We start from the raw sequence: 20595 nt of genomic DNA on the forward strand, positions 1-20595 counted from the left end.
ATGGTGGCTGGCAACGGCCCGGTTCTCGAGATCGACCGGCTGAGCGTGTCGTTGTTCACGCGCCGCGGCGTGCTGCCGGCGGTGGATGGGCTGTCTTTGACGGTCGCGGCGGGCGAGACGGTAGCGATCGTCGGCGAATCCGGCTGCGGCAAATCGCTGACGGCGCTCGCGGTCATGCAGCTGTTGCCATGTCCGCCGGCGAAGATCGTCGGCGGCAGCGTCCGTTTCATGGGCCGCGAGCTGACGTCCTTGTCCGATCGCGAGATGCGGCGGGTCCGCGGCAAGGACATCTCGATGATCTTTCAGGATCCGATGATCTCGCTCAATCCGGTCACCACCGTCGGCGACCAGTTGATCGAGGCGATCCGGTGGCACAATGACGTCTCGCGCGCAGAGGCGCATACCCGCGCCGTCGAATTGCTGCGGCAGGTGCGCATCCCCGATGCCGAGCGCCGGCTGAACGATTTTCCGCATCAGATGTCCGGCGGCATGAGCCAGCGCGTCATGATCGCGATGGCGATCGCCTGCGGGCCGAAGCTTCTGATCGCCGATGAGCCGACCACGGCGCTCGACGTGACGATCCAGGCGCAAATCCTTGCCTTGCTCAAGGAATTGCAAGCGAGTTCGGGCATGGGGCTGATCATCATCACGCACGACCTCGGCGTCGTGGCCGAGACCGCCGACCGTGTTGTGGTGATGTATGCCGGCCGGAAGGTCGAGGAGGCGCCGGTGGAGGCGCTATTCGAACGGCCGCTGCATCGCTACACCCGCGGCTTGCTTGGTGCCACGCCTTCGGCGACGCGCCGGGGCGGCACGCGACTTGCGGAGATCGGGGGCAGCGTGCCGCCGCTGTCGGATCTGCCGGCCGGCTGCGCCTTCCAGAACCGCTGTCCCGACGCATTCGATCGTTGCGGTGCGGAGAGGCCCGGCCTGATGCCGCTATTGCCGGGGCGCACCGCCGCGTGTTTCGCCGCCGAAGAGGAGCTGTCGCGACATGCCGCTGTTGTCCGTACTTAGCCTTTGCGTTCAGTACCAGACCGCGCAGGGCACTGTGCGCGCAGTCGACGACGTCAGCTTTGAGCTCGAAGACGGAGAAACCGTCGGCTTGGTCGGCGAATCCGGTTGCGGCAAGTCGACCCTTGGCAAGGCGATCATGCGGCTGGTGCCGAGCTCCGATGGCCGCATCGTGCTTGACGGGCAGGACATCACGAGCATGTCAAGCGGGCAGCTCAAGTCCGTGCGCAAGAACATGCAGATGATCTTTCAGGATCCGTATGGCTCGCTCAATCCGCGCCACGATGTCGGCACCATCATCGGCCAGCCGCTCAGCGTCGCCGGCTGGTCACGCCGTGACATCCGCGATCGTGTTACCGAGCTGATCAGGCAGGTTGGCCTCCCGGCGGATGCCGAGCGCCGCTATCCGCACGAGTTCTCCGGCGGCCAGCGGCAGCGCGTCGGTATTGCGCGTGCGCTCGCGTTGCAGCCGAAAGTCATCATCTGCGACGAGCCGGTATCGGCGCTGGACGTCTCCGTCCGTGCGCAGGTGATCAATCTGCTGCAGGACTTGCAGCAGCAGACCGGCGTGTCCTTTCTCTTCATCTCCCATGATCTCTCCGTAGTCGAGCATATTTCCGATCGGCTGATCGTGATGTATCTCGGCCGCATCGTCGAAAGCGGCAGCGGTGAAGAGATTTGGCGGCAGCCGGCGCATCCTTACACGCTTGCCCTGCTGGCGGCGGCGCCGATTGCCGATCCACGATTGGCGCGCGGCCGCGCCAAGCAGGTCTTGCAGGGCGAATTGCCGAGCCCGCTCAATCCACCCCAAGGCTGCAGCTTCCATGAGCGCTGCCCGATGGCGCGCGAGCGCTGCGGCAAAGTGCGGCCGCTGCTGCGGAAGGTGTCCGGCGGCCGAATGGTGGCCTGCCATTACGACTTGCTTGAGCAGCCCGCCGAACTGCCGCGGGCAGTGAGTGCGGCCAGTTAGCTGATACGAAGGACGGAGTTCCGCCGATGCGTTGGCACAATTTGGGCGATCTGATCGATCGCAGGGGCAATCTGGACAAGGAAGCGATCATCGATCTCGCTTTGCCCGGTGGCCCGAGAATCTATACCCACCGGCAGATAGATCAGCTCGCCAACGGCGTCGCAAAGTACCTGACAGACCGCGGATTTTGCCGCGGCACTCATATCGCCATCCTGTCATTCAATCGCGCCGAATATGTCGCGGCCTATTTCGGCATCATGCGGGCGGGCTGTATCGCAGTGCCCGTCAATATCAAGGTCGCGCGCGACACCATCGACTATGTGATTGATGACGCCAAGATCGCGCTCGCCTTTGTCGACGCTGCGAACCGCCCTCAGGTGCGCGAGGGCATTCCGGTGATTGACTTCGACGACGCCGGCCCGAACGGTTTTGCTGCGAGCATAAAGCCCTTCGAGTCCTTCGATAGTGTCGTGGCCGGACCGGACGAAGTGGGCCAGATGCTCTACACCTCCGGCTCGACCGGCCGGCCGAAAGGCGTGCCGTTGTCGCATCTCGGTCAGCTCTGGGCGCTTTCCACCCGAACCAGCGGAGCGCTCAACGAAAATGAACGCTACATCATCGCTCAGCCGCTGTTCCATATGAATGGGTTGTTCGCGACCAAGACGATCTTTGCGACCAACGCATCCGTGGTGCTGCTGCCATCGTTCGAGACCAGGAGCTATATCGAGGCGATCGCCAAATACAAGGCAACGGCGGCGACGGCCGTCCCCACCATGTGGGCGCGGGTGATCAAGGAGCGCGAGTTGCTGGCTCAGAACGACATCACATCGATCAGGCGATTGATGCTTGGCTCGGCGCCGATGACGATGGGTCTGTGGGACAAGATCAAGCAGGTCCTGCCGAACGTCACGCTCTCCATCGGCTACGGCACCACCGAAGCCGGGCCGGCAGTGTTTGGACCGCATCCGAAGGGCATTCCAACGCCACCGCTCGCGCTCGGCTATCCCATCGATCCCGAGGCAGTCAAGCTCATCAATGGTACCGAGAATGAGGGTGTGCTGTTGATGCGCAATCCTGCGCTGATGGATCATTATCACAACCTGCCGCAGCAGACGGCGAAGGCGATCACCGACGGCTGGTATTACAGCGGCGACGTGATGCGTCGCGACGAGAACGGCTTCTACTATTTCGTCGGCCGTGCCGACGACATGTTCGTCTGCTCGGGCGAGAACGTCTATCCCGGCGAGGTCGAGAAGTTGCTGGAGCGTCATCCGCAGGTGCAGCAGGCGGTGGTGGTGCCGCTGCCGGACGAGGAGCGCAGCCAGGTCCCGGTCGCCTTCATCGTCACCCGCGCCGACGCCAAGCCGACCGTGGACGATATCCGGAAATTCACGATTGCCAATGGACCGGCCTATCAACATCCGCGCCGCATCGAATTCGTCAATGAATTGCCCTGGGCCGGCACCAACAAGATCGACCGCAAATCGCTGATTGATCGCGCCCGCCAACTCGAGGCGGCGAAAGGCTGGTCGGTGTGAGCGCGCTGGCAGGCAAGATTGCATTGGTCACCGGCGCCAGCCGCGGCATCGGGCAGGCGATCGCACTCAGGCTCGCCGGGGACGGTGCGATCGTTGCGGTTCATTATCACTCTGCCGAGGATGCCGCGCGCGCTACCGTCGACGAGATTGTCGCTGCCGGTGGGGCTGCGTTTGCATTGCAGGCGGACCTATCGGCGCGAAGCGGTGCTGCGGCGCTCACCGCAAGGTTCACTGCGGAACTAACCGAGCGATACGGCAAGACGGCGTTCGATATCCTCGTCAACAATGCCGGTGTCGGCAAGCGTGCGACGATCGAGGAGATCACGGAAGAAGATTTCGAGCTTCTGTTGCAGACCAATCTCAAATCGCCGTTCTTTCTGATCAAGGCTCTGTTGCCCCACTTGCGCGATGGTGGCCGCATCATCAACATTTCGTCGATGGGAACGCGCGCCGCGTACCCCGCCATGGCGGGCTATGCGCCGACAAAAGCGGGCCTGGAGGCGTTGAGCCGCCTGCTCGCTGTTCATCTCGGCGGGCGGCAAATCACGGTGAACTCCGTGATGCCGGGCGCCACTGCGACCGACATGAACGCGAATGCGCGCGACCCCGTCGCCAGCCGCGAAGTTGTCAATTCGATCGCGCTTGGGCGTGTCGGCGAGCCGGCCGATATCGCAAAAGTCGTCGCGTTCCTGGCGTCCGACGACGGTGGCTGGGTCACCGGCCAACAGATCGACGCCAGCGGCGGCCAGCGGCTGTAAGCCGCACTGCCGCCGGAACAGGCAAGGATTGGCCGCTTTAGCCGTCCGATGCCTCGCCTGGCGGGCTTTTCATCAGCAGATTTCCCAAGAGGGGGGCCTCGCTTGCGGCGGGGACGCTACACGCTGCCGCGAGATTGTACAGCGCCTGATGAAAGTTCATGCTAGCCGCAGCGCGTGCATGACAATAATATTCTTCAAACAAGTTTCATCGCAACCAAAACATTCTTTTCCCTCCTGGATTCGGAGGTTTGCATGCTCGACGACTTCGACCGCAAGATCTTGGCGACGCTGCAGGTGAATAGCAGCCTCTCGATGCAGGAGATTGCCGAGCGGGTCGGGTTGAGTTCGACGCCCTGCTGGCGGCGGATCCAGAAGCTTGAGAGCTCCGGCTACATCAAACGCCGGGTGGCGCTGTTGGACGCGGAAAAGCTGAACCTTGGCGTCAGCGTCTTCATCGCCGTCAAGACCAACCAGCACAATGCGGAATGGGCGCAGAAATTCCGGAAAATCGTCACGAGCTTTCCGGAGGTCGTGGATTTCTATCGCTTGAGCGGCGACGTCGATTATTTGATCCGAGCCGTCGTGTCTGACATTCGCGCCTATGACGATCTCTACCAGCGATTGATCGCAAAGATTGACCTGCACGACGTCTCATCGATGTTCACGATGGAGCAGATCAAGTCGACCACCGAATTGCCACTCGCGAGTCTCGCGTGAGCGACTGAGGCGGGCACCCACGTGTCTGGGCTGGATCGTCGACGCGGATTAGGGGCTATGGCTGTCGTCAAACCGTAATATTACGTCACTAGCGTCCGCCGCGCGTTGGCTTGGGATGTGCGCTGACGCGCAATTTGGACCGTCGGCGGGCAGGTCGTAGCGCTGGGAAGCTGGAACGGCTGTCCTGATCTGCGTGGGCGGGGACAGTGGTGATGCTTCGATCGGCCCTAGCCGAACTCAGACCGGATCGCGCCAACCGTGTTGTCGTTACGTCGGCCAATAGGCGGCTGGCAGCTTGGGCATGCGCATTGGCCGTCGCGGGCATGGCTGCGGGTATCGACGTGGCCGCGGCTCAGACCAGGCCAGCGAATGCGCCGATCGAATTCAATATCCCCTCGCAACCACTCGCCGCCGCGCTCAATCGCTATGTCGATGCGACCGGACGCGACGCCCTCTACGACACGAGCCTTGCGGCCGGCCGCCTCTCCGGCGATGTCCAGGGCGTGTTTGCACCGGACGAGGCGCTCCGAAAGCTGTTGTCTGGCACCGGTTTGGCTGCCGAGTTCGTGGCCGAGACGACGTTCGTGCTGTTGCCGGAGCCACTCGCCACTCAGCAGGCGGCGCAGCAAACACGATCGCCAGAACATCGGCGTTACTATGGACAGATTCAGGCGAGCATTGCGGATGCTCTTTGCCGATCGGGCGGCGCGCGTCCCGGCAGCTATCGCTTCGCCACTGTGTTCTGGATCGCGCCAGACGGCACCGTCCAGAGATCCCAACGTATCGGGTCCACCGGCAAGCCTGACGCTGATGACCGGATTGATGCAACCTTGCGCAGCGTGCGCTTCGACGAGCCACCGCCGGCGGGCTTTCTGCAGCCGGTCTTGATCTTGATTGTGCCGCAAGGACCCGGCGTGGCGCAGGGGTGCGGCAAGGCCGATTCCAATCTCCGATCGGCTGGGACCCGGCCATGACCGAGACCGCCTTGACGATCATCCGCCGGCTGTTTGTCGATCGCTATGACGACCTCAAGGCGCGTTTGACTCAACGCCTCGGCTCGGCCGATCTCGCCGGTGATGCGATGCAGGATACATGGTTGCGCCTGTCGCGCGCGGAATCGATTGGCGCCGTACAAAGCCCGCGCAGCTATCTCTTCCGGATCGCGCTGAACGTGGCAGAGGATCGCCGCCGGATGGAGCGGCGTCAACGCATATCGGCGATCGAGATCGAAAGCCTGCTTGAGCTGCCCGATCATGCGCCGACGCCTGAGCAAACCATGTTGGCGCGGTCTGACCTGGAGGCGTTCGAGGCGATCGTCAACGAACTCCCCGAGCGGCGACGGGTGATCTTTCTGGCGGCGCGGGTCGGCAATGTTCCCCGCCAGGAAATCGCCGATCGGCTCAGCATCTCCCGGCAACTCGTTGCGAAAGAACTCCGGTTGGCACTCGAACATTGCCTGGCGCGCTATAAGGAATTGAAGGGTTGAGCGTGCACTTTCGGTCGCCGAGAATCGTCTTAGAGGTAAGAATTCCTGCGATCGTCGCTTGCTTTCTCACGGAGGCAGCGGCGAAAGGCATAACATTGAGATGAGCAAGGCACACCCTGGTTTGGATGCGGTGGAGCGGGAAGCGGTCGACTGGCTGCAGAAGCTCACATCCGGAGAAATGACGCCGAAGGACGTAGCGGCGCTGGAACTCTGGCGCGCGCGCAGTCCTCTGCATGAAGCAGCCTTTTTGGAGACGAAGCGCCTATGGCATACGGCTGGTGTCGCCGGCGATGCTCTGTCGGGTCCGGGTGAAAGCTTCCTAGCCAGGCTCGATGCGCTGGGACGGCGCCGCAGGATGAACCGTCGCGCGGTATTGAGCGCCGGCGTCGCGGCAGTTGCCGCGGCGTCGGTCTACGGCGTGCTCAACCCGCCGTTCGGATTTTGGCCGTCATTATCCGAACTCAATTCGGATTACCGCACGGGCACCGGCGAGCAACGCCATGTCACATTCGCCGGCGACGTGGCGATCGGCCTGAACACGCAGACGAGCCTGGCCGTCCGTCCTGCGGAAGGAATCGAAGATCGCATCGAGTTGATCTCCGGCGAGGCATCGTTTGCAACATCGATGCGCCCGGCGCGATCGCTCGTGGTCCTGGCGGCGCACGGCAGGACGATCGCCGAATCCGGCCGGTTCGATGTCCGCTACACCGCAAGCGGCGAGCGGTCCCCGGTCAGCGTGACCTGTTTCGACGGCGCGGTGCGGATCGAACGTGGAGCCGACGTTGTGGCCCTGCGACCTGGCCAGCGCGTGCGCTATGACCTTGCGGGACTGAGCGAGATTGCCGCAGTTGATCCGCAGCTAGCCTCGGAGTGGCAGCGCGGCATCGTCGAATTCCGCGGCACGCCGCTCGTCGAAGCCGTGGAAGAAATCAATCGATATCGGCCCGGCCGCATCATCTTGATGAACACGGCCTTGGGCCAGAAACAGCTCAGCGGTCGCTTTCGTATCGATCAGATGAATGAGGCGCTGCTGGGATTGGGGCGCGCGTTCGGCGCAAAACTGCAGCGGTTGCCGGGTGGAATCGTGCTGCTGAGCTGATTCGGGCGGGACGGGTAAAAAATTTCTCAAAAAATCTTCCGAAAGCGTAGTCAACGGCCACTCGGGATTCGGTCTTAGCGGTGAGACCTCTCTTGACCCCCGAGGCGGCGGCGACTTCCGGCTGCAGCGTCAGGGGCGTACCGTCGTCTGAAGGAGCCGCCCGATGTCCGCCCGTTCACCCTCGACCGCTAACGGTCCCATGCGCCGCCATGCCCGTCACGCGGCGCTGCGAACCGGCGTCAGCGTGGTGGCGCTGTTCCTGGCCAATACTGCAGTGGAGGCACGTCCATTAGGCGGACAGGCACCGACACCATCGGCGGCGGCGATGGCTGCATCGCAGTCGGCGGCGCAGGACGCGGCGACGGTCGCCAAGCAAAGCCAGGATGCGATGGCGCGGGCCACGCGCGCCATCCAGGCGATGCAGGCGGTGCAGGACGCGGCGCGCAGCGCAGCGCAGGCCGCGCAGCGCTCCGCGACGCTGCCGCAGGTCGCTGTGCCGAATGGGCTGGCGCCGGGCGGCCTGCAGGCGGCGGCTGGATGGCAGGGCGCCAATGCGCCGACGCAGGCCGTCGATGCCAGCGGCCAGACCCAGGTCGGCATCCAGCAGACCCGGGCGCAGGCGATCCTGAATTGGAATTCGTTCAACGTCGGCGCGCGCACCACGCTCATCTTCGACCAGCAGGGCAACGCCAGTTGGGTGACGCTCAACCGCGTGGTCGGCAGCACATCGCTGAGCCAGATCCTCGGCAACATCAAGGCCGACGGGTCGGTCTATGTGATCAACCAGAACGGCATCATCTTCGGCGGTGCGAGCCAGATCAATGTCGGGTCGCTGATCGCCTCGACCGCCAATATCACCGATACCCAGTTCCTCAATAGCGGCATCTACTCGCGGCAGGAAAGTGGCCAATACGTGCCCAGCTTCACCGATGCTGGTGGGGCCGTGAAGGTCGAGGCCGGCGCGCTGATCTCGACCCGCGCGCCGTCGTCGGCGAAGCAGGGCGGCGGCTTCGTCCTATTGATGGGCACCGAGGTCAGCAACGCCGGCGCGATCAGCGCGCCGCGCGGTCAGGTGCAGCTTGCGGCCGGCAACGATTTCCTGCTGCGGCCAGGCTACGGCACCGACGCCAACCAGGCCTCGACCACGCGCGGCAACGAGATTTCGCCGATCGTCCGCGATGCGCTTGCGGTCGTTGGCAATTCCGGCCTGATCTTCGCGCAGCAAGGCGACATCACACTCGCGGGCCGCAGCATCGGCCAGGACGGCGTGCTGGTTGCCACTACCTCGGTCAACACCCGCGGCACCATCCATCTCCTGAACGCTGCCTCCGATGCTGCTGGTAGCGTCACGCTCGGCAGCGGCAGTCTGACCGCCATCCTGCCCGAGCTCGGCAGCGCCGAGACCGCGCTCGACAGCCAGCGCAACCAGTTGATCGCCGATTCCAACGCCTTCACCCACGTTCCGACCGCCAACGCCCAGTTCAACAATCTCTCGCTGCTCGCCGATCGGCTCCACCAAGGCCGCGTCGAGATCGTCAGTGGAGGCAACGTGGTCTTCAAGGATGGCTCTATCACGCAGGCGCAAGGCGGGCAGGTTGCCGTCTCCGCCGCTCGCCGCGTTTTCGCCGAGAATGGCGCGGTGATCGATGTCTCGGGCGTGCGCGGCGTGCTGCTGCCGATGTCGGCCAACAACATCATGGTCAATGTGCAAGGCAATGAGCTGCGCGATTCACCGGTCAATCGCGATCAGGATTATCTGAAGAACGCAGATGTCTGGATCGACGCGCGCAATCTGGTGCTGGTGCCGGCTGGCACAGGCGGCTATGCGACCGACCGCTATTATACGCCGGGCGGTCTGCTCGAGGTCTCGGGCTATCTCGCCAATACCGCCCATCGCATCGGGGAATGGACCGCGCTCGGCGGCACCATCACGCTGGCGGCGCCGGAGGTGGTCGCGCAGAAGGGGGCAGTGTTCGACGTCTCCGGCGGCTCGGTCAGCTACGAGGGCGGCTATATCAGGACCACCAACTTCCTCGGGGCGGACGGCCGAACCTACAATATCAACAATGCGCGCGCGGATATGCAGTTCACGGCGCTCGGCGGCGGCTATGTGCGCAAGCATTATATCGAGGGCAAGGTTTACGATAAGCTGACCGAGATCTGGGCGTCCCCGTTCGGCAAGGGCAGTGTCTCGACCCGCTGGGAAGATGGCTACACCGTCGGCCGCGACGCCGGCTCCCTTATCCTGTCGACGCCGACGTCGATCTTCGAAGCCACCATCCTCGCCGACATCGTGAAGGGTGACCGCCAGATCGGGAACCGGCCTTCCGGCACCACCGACGGCTACAAGCTGCCCCAGGACGTCGCGCCGCTCGAGGGCAGGCTTGCGCTGGGCAGCTACTCGGGTATCGGTCTCACCGATGCATCCGCTGCGCGGGTCGTCTTTGGCCGTGTGTCTGATATCACTGAGGCGCTGAACGACAAATCGGCGTTGCCCGACAGCCGCATCGGCACCGCGTTGTTTGACGCGGACGCGATCAATGCCGCCAAGCTGGGCGGTCTCAACTTTGCGAGCAGCAAGGAAATCGTTGTCGAGGCGCCGCTTGAACTTGCGCCCGGCGCGGAGGTGACCTTCGCGGCGCCGCATGTCGATATCGGCGCAGACGTCACGGCTCATGGCGGCAGTATTACGCTGACCAATCTCATGCATGCCGTGCTCGGCCAGGGGCAGAACGCGAAATGGTGGGCGCTCAACGACGCGAACGGCAATTCGCAGGTCACGATCGGCGAAAGGGTTGCCATTGATCTCAGCGGATTGTGGACCAACGAATTCCGCGACACGCAAACCGATTCATCACGTCTCGCGCATCTTGATGGCGGAAATTTCACCGTCTCGACCACAGGCGGCATCACGCTTTCGAAGGGTTCGCTCATTGACGTGTCGTCAGGCGGCGCGATCCTGGTGGATGGCAAAACCAAAGGCGGCAAGGGCGGCAATGTCAGCCTCGTCGCCAATGATTATGCGCATCTGGCCTCGACGCAGTTCTTCACCAATCCGCTCATCCTCGATGGCGCTATCCGCGCGTATGGTTTTGGCGGCAGCGGCACGCTGACATTGGATGCGGGCCAGGCGATCGCGATCGGCAAGGCCGTGGCCGATGCGCTGGTGCTCGACCCCGAGCTGTTCCGGTCCGGCTTCTCCGCGTACAAGATCTCCAGCAACACTGGCATGGAGATCGGCGAGGGAACGCGCCTTAACGTCGAGGTGCCGGTCTATCGCTTCACGGACAAGAACTATGACGCGGCGACGGGAAGCCCTGTCGCGGATGCCGCGGAGCTGTGGACGCCGCCGAGCTTCATCATCAACCCCGTCGCGCATAGCGTCACGCAGCGCGTCGGCGCCGATGTGACGCTCTGGAGCCTGCATGATTTCACGCTGGCGAAAGGCGCCTCGATCAATGTCGATGCGGGGCACTCCGTCTCGATCTTCGCCAATCGCCAGACCGTCATCGACGGCGCGATCACGGCTCCCGCCGGCAATATCCTGATCACGAGCCTGCAGGACGCGCCCGGCGACACCAGGTACAATTCCGGCTATGGCGAATTCGCCCTGACGCGGTCGATCTGGATCGGCAACGCCGCGGTGCTGGATGTCTCCGCACGTGGCGCGGTGGGTCGCGATGAGCGCGGGATTGCTTACACGGCTGTACCGGACGGCGGCACGATCCGCATCGGCGGCACGGGCGCGGTCGACAACGTGGGCGTCCCCGTCGTCAGTGATGCGTTTGTGATCCTTCGTCCCGGCGCCTTGATCGATGCATCGGGCACCTCCGCGCTGGTCGATGTCTCCACCGGCAACGGCTATGTCTCGACGCCTGCCGCCAGCAATGGCGGGACGATCTCGCTCTATTCCGCCTTCGGCATCACGCTCGACGGTACCTTGCGAGCAGCTAGCGGCGGCAGCGGCGCCTCCGGCGGAACGCTGAATCTGACGATGGCTGAACGAGGTTATACGTTGGGGCAACCCAGCGCGAACGCGCCCTATGCTATCGGCGAACTGACGGAAGACTTCCAGAGATCGCGCGATATCACCCTCGTGCAGTATGCGGGTCGCAGTGGCCTCAGCGCCGATCTCAAGCCGGGTGAGGACGATCCGACATTGCAATTCGGGCGCACCGTGATCGGTGTCGACCAGATAGAGCAGGGTGGGTTTGGATCGCTATCGCTCTCGACTCGCGATCTCTTTGTTTTTGGCGGCAATATCGATCTTCAGCTTTCGCGCAGCATCCGCTTGTCAGGCGGTGTGATAACGGCGCCCTCCGATCAATCCAATGCCAGCATTCGCCTTGCGGCGCCTTACGTCCGCCTGGATGGGTTCAACTACAGTGGGACAAAGCCCGCAGCGGGTGACAATGCCAGAGGCTATTATCCCGGCATCAATGTGCCGAGCGGCTTCCTTCTTGCTGCTCCTCAATTGATCGCGAAGGACAGTCATTTTACCATCTCCGCCGATCTCATCGATCTCTACGGGGATATTCATTTCGGCGCGGCGGCCAAGCAAGGTTATGGCTCAGGACTGATCCGAGATGCCGTCGCCTATGGTTTTGACCAGGTGACGTTGCAAAGCCGCGGTGATCTTCGGGTCGGCGATGCCACAATCCGTGCTGACCAAAACGAACAGGTTGGCGGCCTCAATGCCTATAATCTCACGCTGATCGCAGACCAGATTTATCCTCTGAGCGGCGCGGTCGCCATTATCAGGGCTGGCCAGCGGGCCGGATTGGACAATGGCGGCTATGCCCCAGATACCCGTCTTACCATCCGCCGCAATGACGATCAGACACCGGCGGTCCCGCCTTCGGTGTTCGGCGGTGTCGCCTTTTTCGCCGCCAATATCGACCAGGGCGGCGTTCTTCGCGCACCGTTGGGCCATATCTGGTTCAACAATTATGATGATACCGCGGCCAATGACGTGCCGCCTGACGCACGTATCACGTTCCGCAGCGGTAGCATCACCTCCGCAAGCGCAGCCGGCTTGATCATGCCTTTTGGCGGCACCTCGGACGGGATCACCTATCAAGGCGCGGACGGCACACTGCGCAATCTGGCGGGCGCATCTTACGATGACCATCACGGCTACAAGATCGCGAGCGGTATTTCGATCGATGCCGCGTCGGTCGTGGGTGAGGTTGGAGCCGTGCTCGATCTCAGCGGCGGCGGCACGCTCACCGGCGCGGGCTTCATCTCCGGCCGAGGCGGTTCGGTCGATGTGTTGAAGACAGCGCTCGTCAATGCCAATCCGGTCAACAGCTACAGCGCCGCCGGCAACAAGGTCTATGCGATCGTGCCCGGTTACGCGGCTGATTATGCGCCAGCGATCGCGACCAACGGCGCCGGCGATCCGGCGATCGGTCAGCAGATCACTCTTCCCTCTGGCGTGCCGGGACTGCCGGCGGGCACCTATACGCTGCTGCCCTCCAGCTATGCGCTGCTGCCCGGCGGCTATCGCATCGAGCTTGGCTCGACGGGAACCACCACGTTTGCGCCCGTGACCATCGGCAATGCCTCCGTCATCACATCGGGCTATCTCGGCGTCGCCAACACTGGAATTAAGGACGCGTTGCCGACCAGGGTGATCTTCAGCTCCGGCCAGAGCACGCGCCGCTACTCGCAATATAACGAGACGAGCTATGCCGATTTCGAGCGCGCGCGGGCGGCCCAGTTCGGCGGTCTCCGGCATCGTCTGCCAGAGGACGGCAAGGTGCTTGAGATCAGTCTCCTGCCGCAGTCGGATAATACGAAGTCGCTGTCCTTCGCCGGCACCGCGCTGTTCGATGGCGCCAAGGGCGGTATCGACGGGACGCTGATCGTCATGCCGTCGGCCACCTCGTTGGGGCCTGCCGTGCTCGACATCACGGCGCCAGGAGCCGTGCCCATAGCCGGGCATACGTCCATCTCGAGCGACGACATCAACGCCTTCAAGGCATCGACGCTCTTGCTGGGCGGCACGAGCCTGTACTTCGAGGAAGACAACCCCGGGGCCGGCGCCAACGTTTATTTCGACGGAGGCACGACTGCGGCCGTCAACCTGCTCGATGGCGCCATCATCCGCGCGGGCCAGGTCTTCCTGGTCGGCAAGGCCGTCAACATGGGGGGCGGCGCGACCATCGATACGCGCGGATTGCGCAGCAACGCCGTCGATTCCACGCTCGGTTATGTCTATGCCAACATAAGCCCGTATCTGTACGCGGATCCCAATTTCAGTCCGGCCGTGCTCGCGGTCGCCAATGGATGGTTCCAATTCCTGAACGCCGTTGGCCCCGGCAAGATCGACATCGCGAGCGGTGCATCGCTGCTCACTGACGGCAGTGTGGTGCTGGCCGGGCCGGGCGGGCTCACCATGGGTGACGTCAATTTCGGCGCACGTTATCTCAACGTCACGCAGGAGCAGGTCAATGTCGGCACGGAGGCCGCGCTTGCTGCGGCGCAGGCCGCGGGCCAGCTTCCTTCGGGTTGGAATCTCGCCCAGAGCGTGCTCGACAAGCTCCTGCGGCCGTCGACGACCGCCGGGGTTCCCCCGCTCGAACAACTCATTCTCACGGCAAACGGCGCGTTCAATCTGATCGGCAACGTCGCGCTCGACACCACGCGGCAGGAGGGAGCGCAGGATCCGCTCAAGCTTGTTCTCAACACGCCGGCTATCTACGGTCTTGGCTCCGCGAGCGACACGGCGAGCATCAAGGCCGATGTGCTGATCTGGAACGGCATCCGCACCGGCACCGCCGCTCCGTATGGCAGCCAAGCGCCGGCCAGCGTCATGCCCGGCGGTCCCGGCACGGGATTGGGGCATCTCGCCATCACGGCGAACGAGGTTCTGTTCGGCTACGACGCTTCGCAGAGCAAGCCGACCGATGGCGCAACGCTGAATCGTCTCGCGCTCGGCTTCTCGGATGTCACGCTGACGGCGTTGAGGCGCGTCACCGCGAACAGCGATGGCACGTTCAAAGTGGGCTTGAGCCAGGACAGTCAGGGCGCCTTGCAGGGCGGGAATCTCACCATCGCGGCCCCGCTGATCACGGCGAGCAATGGCGCGAAGCTCGATGTCACCGCGGGCGGCGCTCTGCGTCTGGTCGCGCCGGCTGGGGCCGCGCCCGCGGACACACGCGGCGTGACAGATCTCGGCGGGACGGTTTCCTTTGGCGGCGACAGCGTCTTTGTCGATACCGCTTTTGCCTTGCCCTCCGGCAAACTGACGTTCAACGCCGCGCATGACGTCGTGCTCGGCGGAAACGCGGTGATCGACCTGTCAGGCCGTGCTATTTCCTTCTTCGATGTCACGAAATATAGCTGGGGCGGCGATCTCGTTCTGAATGGCACGAGCGGCGATATCATCCAGGGCGCCGGCTCGGTGATCGATGTTTCGGCGGTGAACAACGCCGCGGGCTCGATCACGACCAAGGCCATCGACACTGCACATGGGCACGTCTCGTTCGGCGGCACGATCAGGGGGGCGTCGACGGGTGATTTCGAGAGCGGCCAGTTCACGGTGGCGGCGCAGGATTTCGGCGATTTCGCCGCATTGAACGCGAAGCTCAATGACGCCGGCTTCTTCAGCGCGCGTAGCTTCGATTTGCGTCAGGGCAGTCTTGTCATCGGCAACGGCGTCAAGGCGCGCTATGTGACGGTCTCCGTCGATCAAGGCAGCCTCACGGTCGACGGCAGGATCGATGCGAGCGGGACGAAGCCCGGCACCATCCGCCTGTCGGCGCGTGACGATCTGACCTTGACGCGGAACGCCGTGCTCGATGTGCATCACTCCGTGCTGCAGACCGACAGCTATGGTGCGCCGATCGAGGCCAACAACACCGCGCATGTCGAGGTCACGAGCAAGCAAGGCAGCATGACGCTAAGGCCAGGCGCAACCATCGATATGTCCTCGCCGGACAGCGTAGCGCGCGGTAAGCTGGAGCTCAATGCGCCGCGGCGCGGTGACACCAATGACGACGGTATCGGCGCCAATGACATCGCCGTCGACGCGCGCGGCCCGCTCGATATCCGCGGAACCAGCAGCATCGCGATGAACGGCTTCCGCACCTATCAACTTCCGGGCGGTAGCGTCATCGATCAGGCCTACCTCGATGGTCTGCATGCCGACAGTGAGGCATTCATCAACGCGGCACTCCAGAATGGCGACTTGCATAATCACCTTGCCGGGCTTGCGGCCTATGGCTCCGCCTTCCATCTGCGGCCGGGCGTTGCCATCACGTCAGATGGAGATCTCTCGACCAACGGCGATCTCGATTTCTCCGGTTATCGCTATGGACCAAAGGTCGATCCGGCCGCGCCAGGCTCCGGCGAACCGGGCGTGCTCGTCGTCCGTGCCGCCGGCGATTTCAAGATCAACGGAAGCATCAACGACGGCTTCGCACCGCCGCCGAAATCGCCCGACGCGCTGACGGTGCTGATCCCGGCAGGTACCATGCTTGGATCAAATTACACGGTCACAATGGATGACGTCATAATCGGCAACGGATCGACCATTCCGAGCAACGGCACAATCAACCTGGAACTGAATCTCGTCGACGGAAGGATCGTGCAGAGCCCGAACGCCGCAAATCCACTTCCCGTCGCGATGACCTTGTCGGAGCCCTTCACTATAAAAGGGCCCAATGTTCAGACTAGGAAGCTGAATGGCGGGCGCATCATCACGCCGGAAAAGACCTACAACCCGGGTGATACGCTTCTGGTCAACACAGTATTTCCGATCGGCACCGTGTTCGAGAAAGGCCTCTATTTTACCGGGCAGGTCTTCATCAACTCAGCCATCAATCTGGTGCTTCAGCCTGTGACGTTGCCGGCGGGGTCCAGCCTTACCCTGTTCGGGGGTTACACGTTCGATGCCGATACGCCGCTTCCCAAGGGCACGGTGCTGCCGGCCGGCATGACGAACGTGAAGGTGACCGGGCCGGGCGATCGCAAGGTGTGGGCGATCGCACCCATGCTCGCACCGGGGACGCAATCCTGGTCGATGCGGCTTGTGGGCGGTGCTGATCTTGCAAGCGCCGACAGTCGGGGGCTGAAGACGGCAGACAGTCTCGCTGGTTCAGGCAATGTGGTGTTGAACGATCCCTTCCAGGTCACGCTCGTTGGGAGCACGTCGACCTCTGGCGTCAGCGTGGTGCGCACCGGCACCGGGGATCTCGAGCTTCTCGCCGGCGGCAATTACGAGCAAAAATCACCGTTCGGGGTCTATACCGCCGGCACTGCGATCAAGGAGACCGGGACCGCGGCCAACGATCCTTACAACGCCAGCCGGGGCACATTGTCCGATGGCACGGTGCTGGGCTCAACAAACGCCGCGTATGAAGCGACGCTTGGCTCGCAGCGGATGTATTACACCGAGCATGGCGGGGATTTCCTGCTAGCCGCGCAAGGTGACGTGAAGGGCACGCTGACGACGCGCGCGGACGAGGTTGGAAGCTGGCTGTGGCGCCAGGGTGGTTCGGAGATCGGCCAGCGCACGGCATGGGGCATCAATTTCGGCAGCTATACGTTTGATCAGATCGACACTAGCAACGCGCCGGCTCTGAATCTGTCTGCTTTCTCCGGGGTCGGCACCCTCGGTGGCGGCAATGTCACGCTGCAAGCGGGCGGCACGCTCGGCGGCGACACAGGTCGCGGCGTGGTCATCGCCGTCGGTGGCAGCGGCCGCGTGATGGGCGATGGCAGCCTGGTCCAGACGGGCGGCGGCACGCTGTCGGTGAAGGCGGGCGATATCGGCACCGGCGGCAACCAATTCGTGAATCTGCGCGGGACCATGGATGTCGCGACGGGAGATTTCGGCAGTCTCACCGCGACAAACATTCGTAACGATAACGGGACGGATCCGCGGCCGATCAATCCGCTGACGCCTTATTCGATGACCACGCTGTATGGCGGAGATTTCGCGCCGGGCGATAGCGTGATCAACCTTCGCGCGCGCGGCGATCTGGCCGTGGGAACCATCCTCGATCCGGGCCGCGTCGGCCTCACGGCCTGGACGGACGCGAATAACGTTCAAACGAACGGTGACGGCGCGAGTTGGTTCACGCTGTGGACGGGGCAAACCGCTGTCAACATGTTTGCCGCGGGTGGCTCGCTCCAGCCGGGCAGCGGCGCAACCTATTCCCGATACCTGCCCCCGATCATGCGGGCGATCGCTGCGAACGGCAATATCTATAACCCGGGCGGAGGGCTCATGCTTCCGTCACCGAGTGGCGAACTCGAGGTGCTGGCGCAAGGATCGATCTTTGGCAACGGTAGCGAGACGGGTCCCTTGATGACTCCGACAACGGCGTTGGCGACGCCGTTCAAGCCGGCCTGGGTGATCCTGAATGATGGGCTTAACATCACGGCCTCTAACTATTTCGGCGATTACGCGAATGCGGCTGACCAAGTCGGTGGAGGAATTGTCGTCTATTCCTATAGGAGTGGTGGGCACCCCTTCGCCTTCGATTCAAGCACGGTGAAGGATAAAGCCCCGCTGGACCAAGGCGATCCGTCGCAACGCAAGCCGTCACACATCTATGCGGTGAATGGCGACATCACGGGCATCAGATATGGCCGGATCGTCGACCAGAGCTGGACCGCCCCCGATCAGAGCATCGTTGCAAACACCTATTATCAGGCTGCAAGGCCGCTGCGGATGGTCGCAGGCGGAGATATCGTCAATACGATGGGTCTGATCCTGCACACCGATCAGAACGACGTGTCCACCATCGCGGCCGGCGGCAGCATCATCTATGCGGGCGCTCCCTCGTCCACCAACGGGTGGCGCGGAGGCTTGGCGATTGCCGGCCCCGGTACGCTCGAAATCACAGCCGCCAAGGACATCTATCAAGGGTCAATCGCGACGGTCGAAAGCATCGGACCGTTGCTCGCGGGCGACCAACGGCCTGGTGCTGGTGTCGTGATGCAGGCCGGCGTCGGCGCAGGCGAAATCGGTGTTGGACAAGTCGACTGGACCGGTTTTGCGAAGCTCTATCTCGATCCGAAGAATCTCATGGGCGAGGGGAAACTCGCCGATCAGCCCGGCAAGGTGGCAAAGACTTATGGGGATGAACTTTATGACTGGCTGAAGGAACGCTTCAGCTATAGCGGGTCCAAGGCCGATGCGCTCGGTTACTTCTTCACCTTGTCGGGAGCGCAGCAGCGCATCTTCCTGCGGCAGGTCTATTACGCCGAACTGACCGCAGGCGGGCGCGAATACAACGAAGATGGCGGCCCACGTGCCGGCTCTTATTTGCGCGGGCGCCAGGCGATTGCAACGTTGTTGCCGAACGATGCCGCCTATGGTGGGGATATCACGATGTTCTCGGCGGCGGTCGCGGCCGGCGCGGGTAAGACGACCGTTCAAAGCGGTTATGTGCACACCGATTTCGGCGGCGACATCCAGTTCCTGGTGCCGAACGGGGAGGTCACGCTCGGGACCGAGGGGCTGTCGCCGGGCGCCGATGCCGGCCTCATCACGCAAGGGGCAGGCGACATCCAGATCTATTCGAAGGGCAGCGTGCTGCTTGGCCTGTCGCGCATCATGACCACGTTCGGCGGCAATATCATCGTCTGGTCGGCGGAAGGCGACATCAACGCCGGCCGCGGCGCCAAAACCACGGTGATCTACACGCCGCCCAAACGCGCCTACGACAGATACGGCAATGTCACCGTGTCACCGGTCGTGCCGTCCAGCGGCGCCGGCATCGCGACGCTGAGACAGATCGCGGAGGTGCCGCCCGGGACGGTCGATCTGGTCGCGCCGCTCGGCACCGTCGATGCAGGCGAGGCGGGGATCCGCGCATCGAGCTTCGTCAACATCGCAGCCTTGCATATCGTCAACGCCGCCAACATCCAGGCGCAAGGCGGCGTCGTTGGCGTGCCGCAGGTCCAGGCACCCAACATCGGCGGCCTGACCGAAGCATCGAACACGGCGGGCGCCGCAGCCCAGCAAGCCACCGTGCCGCAAGCGCGCGCCGGCGAGCAACCTTCCATCATCATCGTCGAGTTCCTCGGCTTCGGTGGAGGAAGTGAGGAAGATCGCCCCAATAGCGAACAACAGCGGAACCGTGGCAGACAAAGCAACAATTATGACCCGAACAACATGGTCCGCGTTCTTGGCAACGGCACATTTTCCGCGGAGGACACCAAGCAGTTGACGGCGTTGGAGCGCGATACGCTCACCCGCCGGGTCGTCGCGCCAAGCTCTCCATAATTGGCATGGAGCGATCTGCGTGGGAAGTCGTGTCGTTGGTGGTGACCGCTACGGGACGGGCAGGCAGTGCGTTGTGGTCACTGCTTGATCCAAACAGTCATACCTGGCTCGAGGATGGCCGCCTCTCCCTGTGGGTCGAGGCGCAAGCGTAGCGTATTGCGGTCGTGATCGCCAATCACGCGCTCGGCCTGCCAGGTCGCAAAGACGCCGAGCGGCCGCAGTTCGGTGATGGCGCTCTTGATCGCGCCGTCGTCGCCGTTCCGCACCACGCCGACTGTTTCTCCGACCGCGAGACGGCTCAGATGGTCTTCGCGCACATTGAATGAAAGCCACTGCTTGCCCGCCGCTTCGACCATCAGGATCGGTTGACCCGCGCGAACGTTCTCGCCGACTTCTGCGGCGATGACGCTGACCACACCGTCGGCGGGAGCACGCAAGACCATCTTGTCGAGGCGACGCTCGAGCACCGCGACCGCAGCCGCTGCGGCCTGCACCTCTGCATCGGCGATCGCGCGTTCCTCCTGGGTCGGACCCGCCACGGCCGCATCGTAGTTCGCCTGGGCCTCCGCCACATCGGCACGTGCGCTCGCGGCGTCGTTTTCGGCCTGGTCAAGCGCCTGCTGGGACTCAAAGCTCTGACGCGCCAGCGTGGTGGTTCTTGTGAGCTGGGCCTGCACATAGTCAAGGCGGGCCTTTGCCTTGGCGATTGCAGCTTTCAGAGAGTCGACCTGCTCACGCCTGACGCCGGCATAGACGTTGTTGCGGTTCG

The 20595-nt window shown here is 63.3% G+C and carries 10 protein-coding genes; 9 read left to right on the top strand and 1 reads right to left on the bottom strand.

What is annotated here, in order from left to right:
* The 9 genes from AC5ZG1_RS18945 (at position 1) to AC5ZG1_RS18985 (ending at position 19826) form a co-directional block, all read left to right on the top strand.
* Complete coding sequence (locus AC5ZG1_RS18945) at positions 1-1017, top strand: ABC transporter ATP-binding protein (protein ID WP_456641175.1); 1017 nt, start codon at positions 1-3, stop codon at positions 1015-1017.
* Complete coding sequence (locus AC5ZG1_RS18950) at positions 995-1984, top strand: ABC transporter ATP-binding protein (RefSeq protein ID WP_456641174.1); 990 nt, start codon at positions 995-997, stop codon at positions 1982-1984. Before AC5ZG1_RS18945 ends, AC5ZG1_RS18950 begins: the two co-directional genes overlap by 23 nt.
* 26 nt (positions 1985-2010) lie before the next feature.
* Positions 2011-3522, top strand: coding sequence for a class I adenylate-forming enzyme family protein (locus tag AC5ZG1_RS18955; RefSeq protein WP_456641173.1), 1512 nt, complete (start codon positions 2011-2013; stop codon positions 3520-3522).
* Positions 3519-4280 (top strand): SDR family oxidoreductase, encoded by a 762-nt coding sequence (locus tag AC5ZG1_RS18960; protein ID WP_496133736.1) that lies wholly within the window; start codon positions 3519-3521, stop codon positions 4278-4280. Before AC5ZG1_RS18955 ends, AC5ZG1_RS18960 begins: the two co-directional genes overlap by 4 nt.
* 252 nt (positions 4281-4532) lie before the next feature.
* Positions 4533-4997 (top strand): Lrp/AsnC family transcriptional regulator, encoded by a 465-nt coding sequence (locus AC5ZG1_RS18965; protein ID WP_028161997.1) that lies wholly within the window; start codon positions 4533-4535, stop codon positions 4995-4997.
* 323 nt (positions 4998-5320) lie between these two features.
* The gene (locus tag AC5ZG1_RS18970) at positions 5321-5971 is read left to right on the top strand and encodes an STN domain-containing protein (protein WP_051396486.1); all 651 of its coding nucleotides are present in this window, start codon (positions 5321-5323) and stop codon (positions 5969-5971) included.
* Entirely contained in the window at positions 5968-6483 is a 516-nt protein-coding gene (locus AC5ZG1_RS18975; protein ID WP_208819557.1) for an RNA polymerase sigma factor, read from the top strand. The genes AC5ZG1_RS18970 and AC5ZG1_RS18975 overlap by 4 nt, the downstream gene beginning before the upstream one ends.
* A gap of 130 nt (positions 6484-6613) precedes the next feature.
* Entirely contained in the window at positions 6614-7582 is a 969-nt protein-coding gene (locus AC5ZG1_RS18980; protein WP_496133741.1) for a FecR family protein, read from the top strand.
* A 163-nt stretch (positions 7583-7745) separates the two neighbouring features.
* Complete coding sequence (locus tag AC5ZG1_RS18985; RefSeq protein WP_496133737.1) at positions 7746-19826, top strand: filamentous hemagglutinin family protein; 12081 nt, start codon at positions 7746-7748, stop codon at positions 19824-19826.
* Positions 19827-19903: 77 nt separating this feature from the next.
* Here the strand turns inward: AC5ZG1_RS18985 and AC5ZG1_RS18990 are convergent.
* Positions 19904-20595, bottom strand: a 692-nt coding sequence (locus AC5ZG1_RS18990; protein WP_496133738.1) for an HlyD family secretion protein, incomplete at its 5' end; no start/stop codon positions are given.

It is taken from the genome of Bradyrhizobium sp. Leo78 (assembly GCF_059512425.1).

What these genes read in the sequence shown, in the direction of transcription:
- AC5ZG1_RS18945 (WP_456641175.1), top strand. Translation starts at nt 1, where the DNA reads ATGGTGGCTGGCAACGGCCCGGTTCTCGAGATCGACCGGCTGAGCGTG.
- AC5ZG1_RS18950 (WP_456641174.1), top strand. Translation starts at nt 995, where the DNA reads ATGCCGCTGTTGTCCGTACTTAGCCTTTGCGTTCAGTACCAGACCGCG.
- AC5ZG1_RS18955 (WP_456641173.1), top strand. Translation starts at nt 2,011, where the DNA reads ATGCGTTGGCACAATTTGGGCGATCTGATCGATCGCAGGGGCAATCTG.
- AC5ZG1_RS18965 (WP_028161997.1), top strand. Translation starts at nt 4,533, where the DNA reads ATGCTCGACGACTTCGACCGCAAGATCTTGGCGACGCTGCAGGTGAAT.
- AC5ZG1_RS18970 (WP_051396486.1), top strand. Translation starts at nt 5,321, where the DNA reads ATGGCTGCGGGTATCGACGTGGCCGCGGCTCAGACCAGGCCAGCGAAT.
- AC5ZG1_RS18975 (WP_208819557.1), top strand. Translation starts at nt 5,968, where the DNA reads ATGACCGAGACCGCCTTGACGATCATCCGCCGGCTGTTTGTCGATCGC.
- AC5ZG1_RS18985 (WP_496133737.1), top strand. Translation starts at nt 7,746, where the DNA reads ATGTCCGCCCGTTCACCCTCGACCGCTAACGGTCCCATGCGCCGCCAT.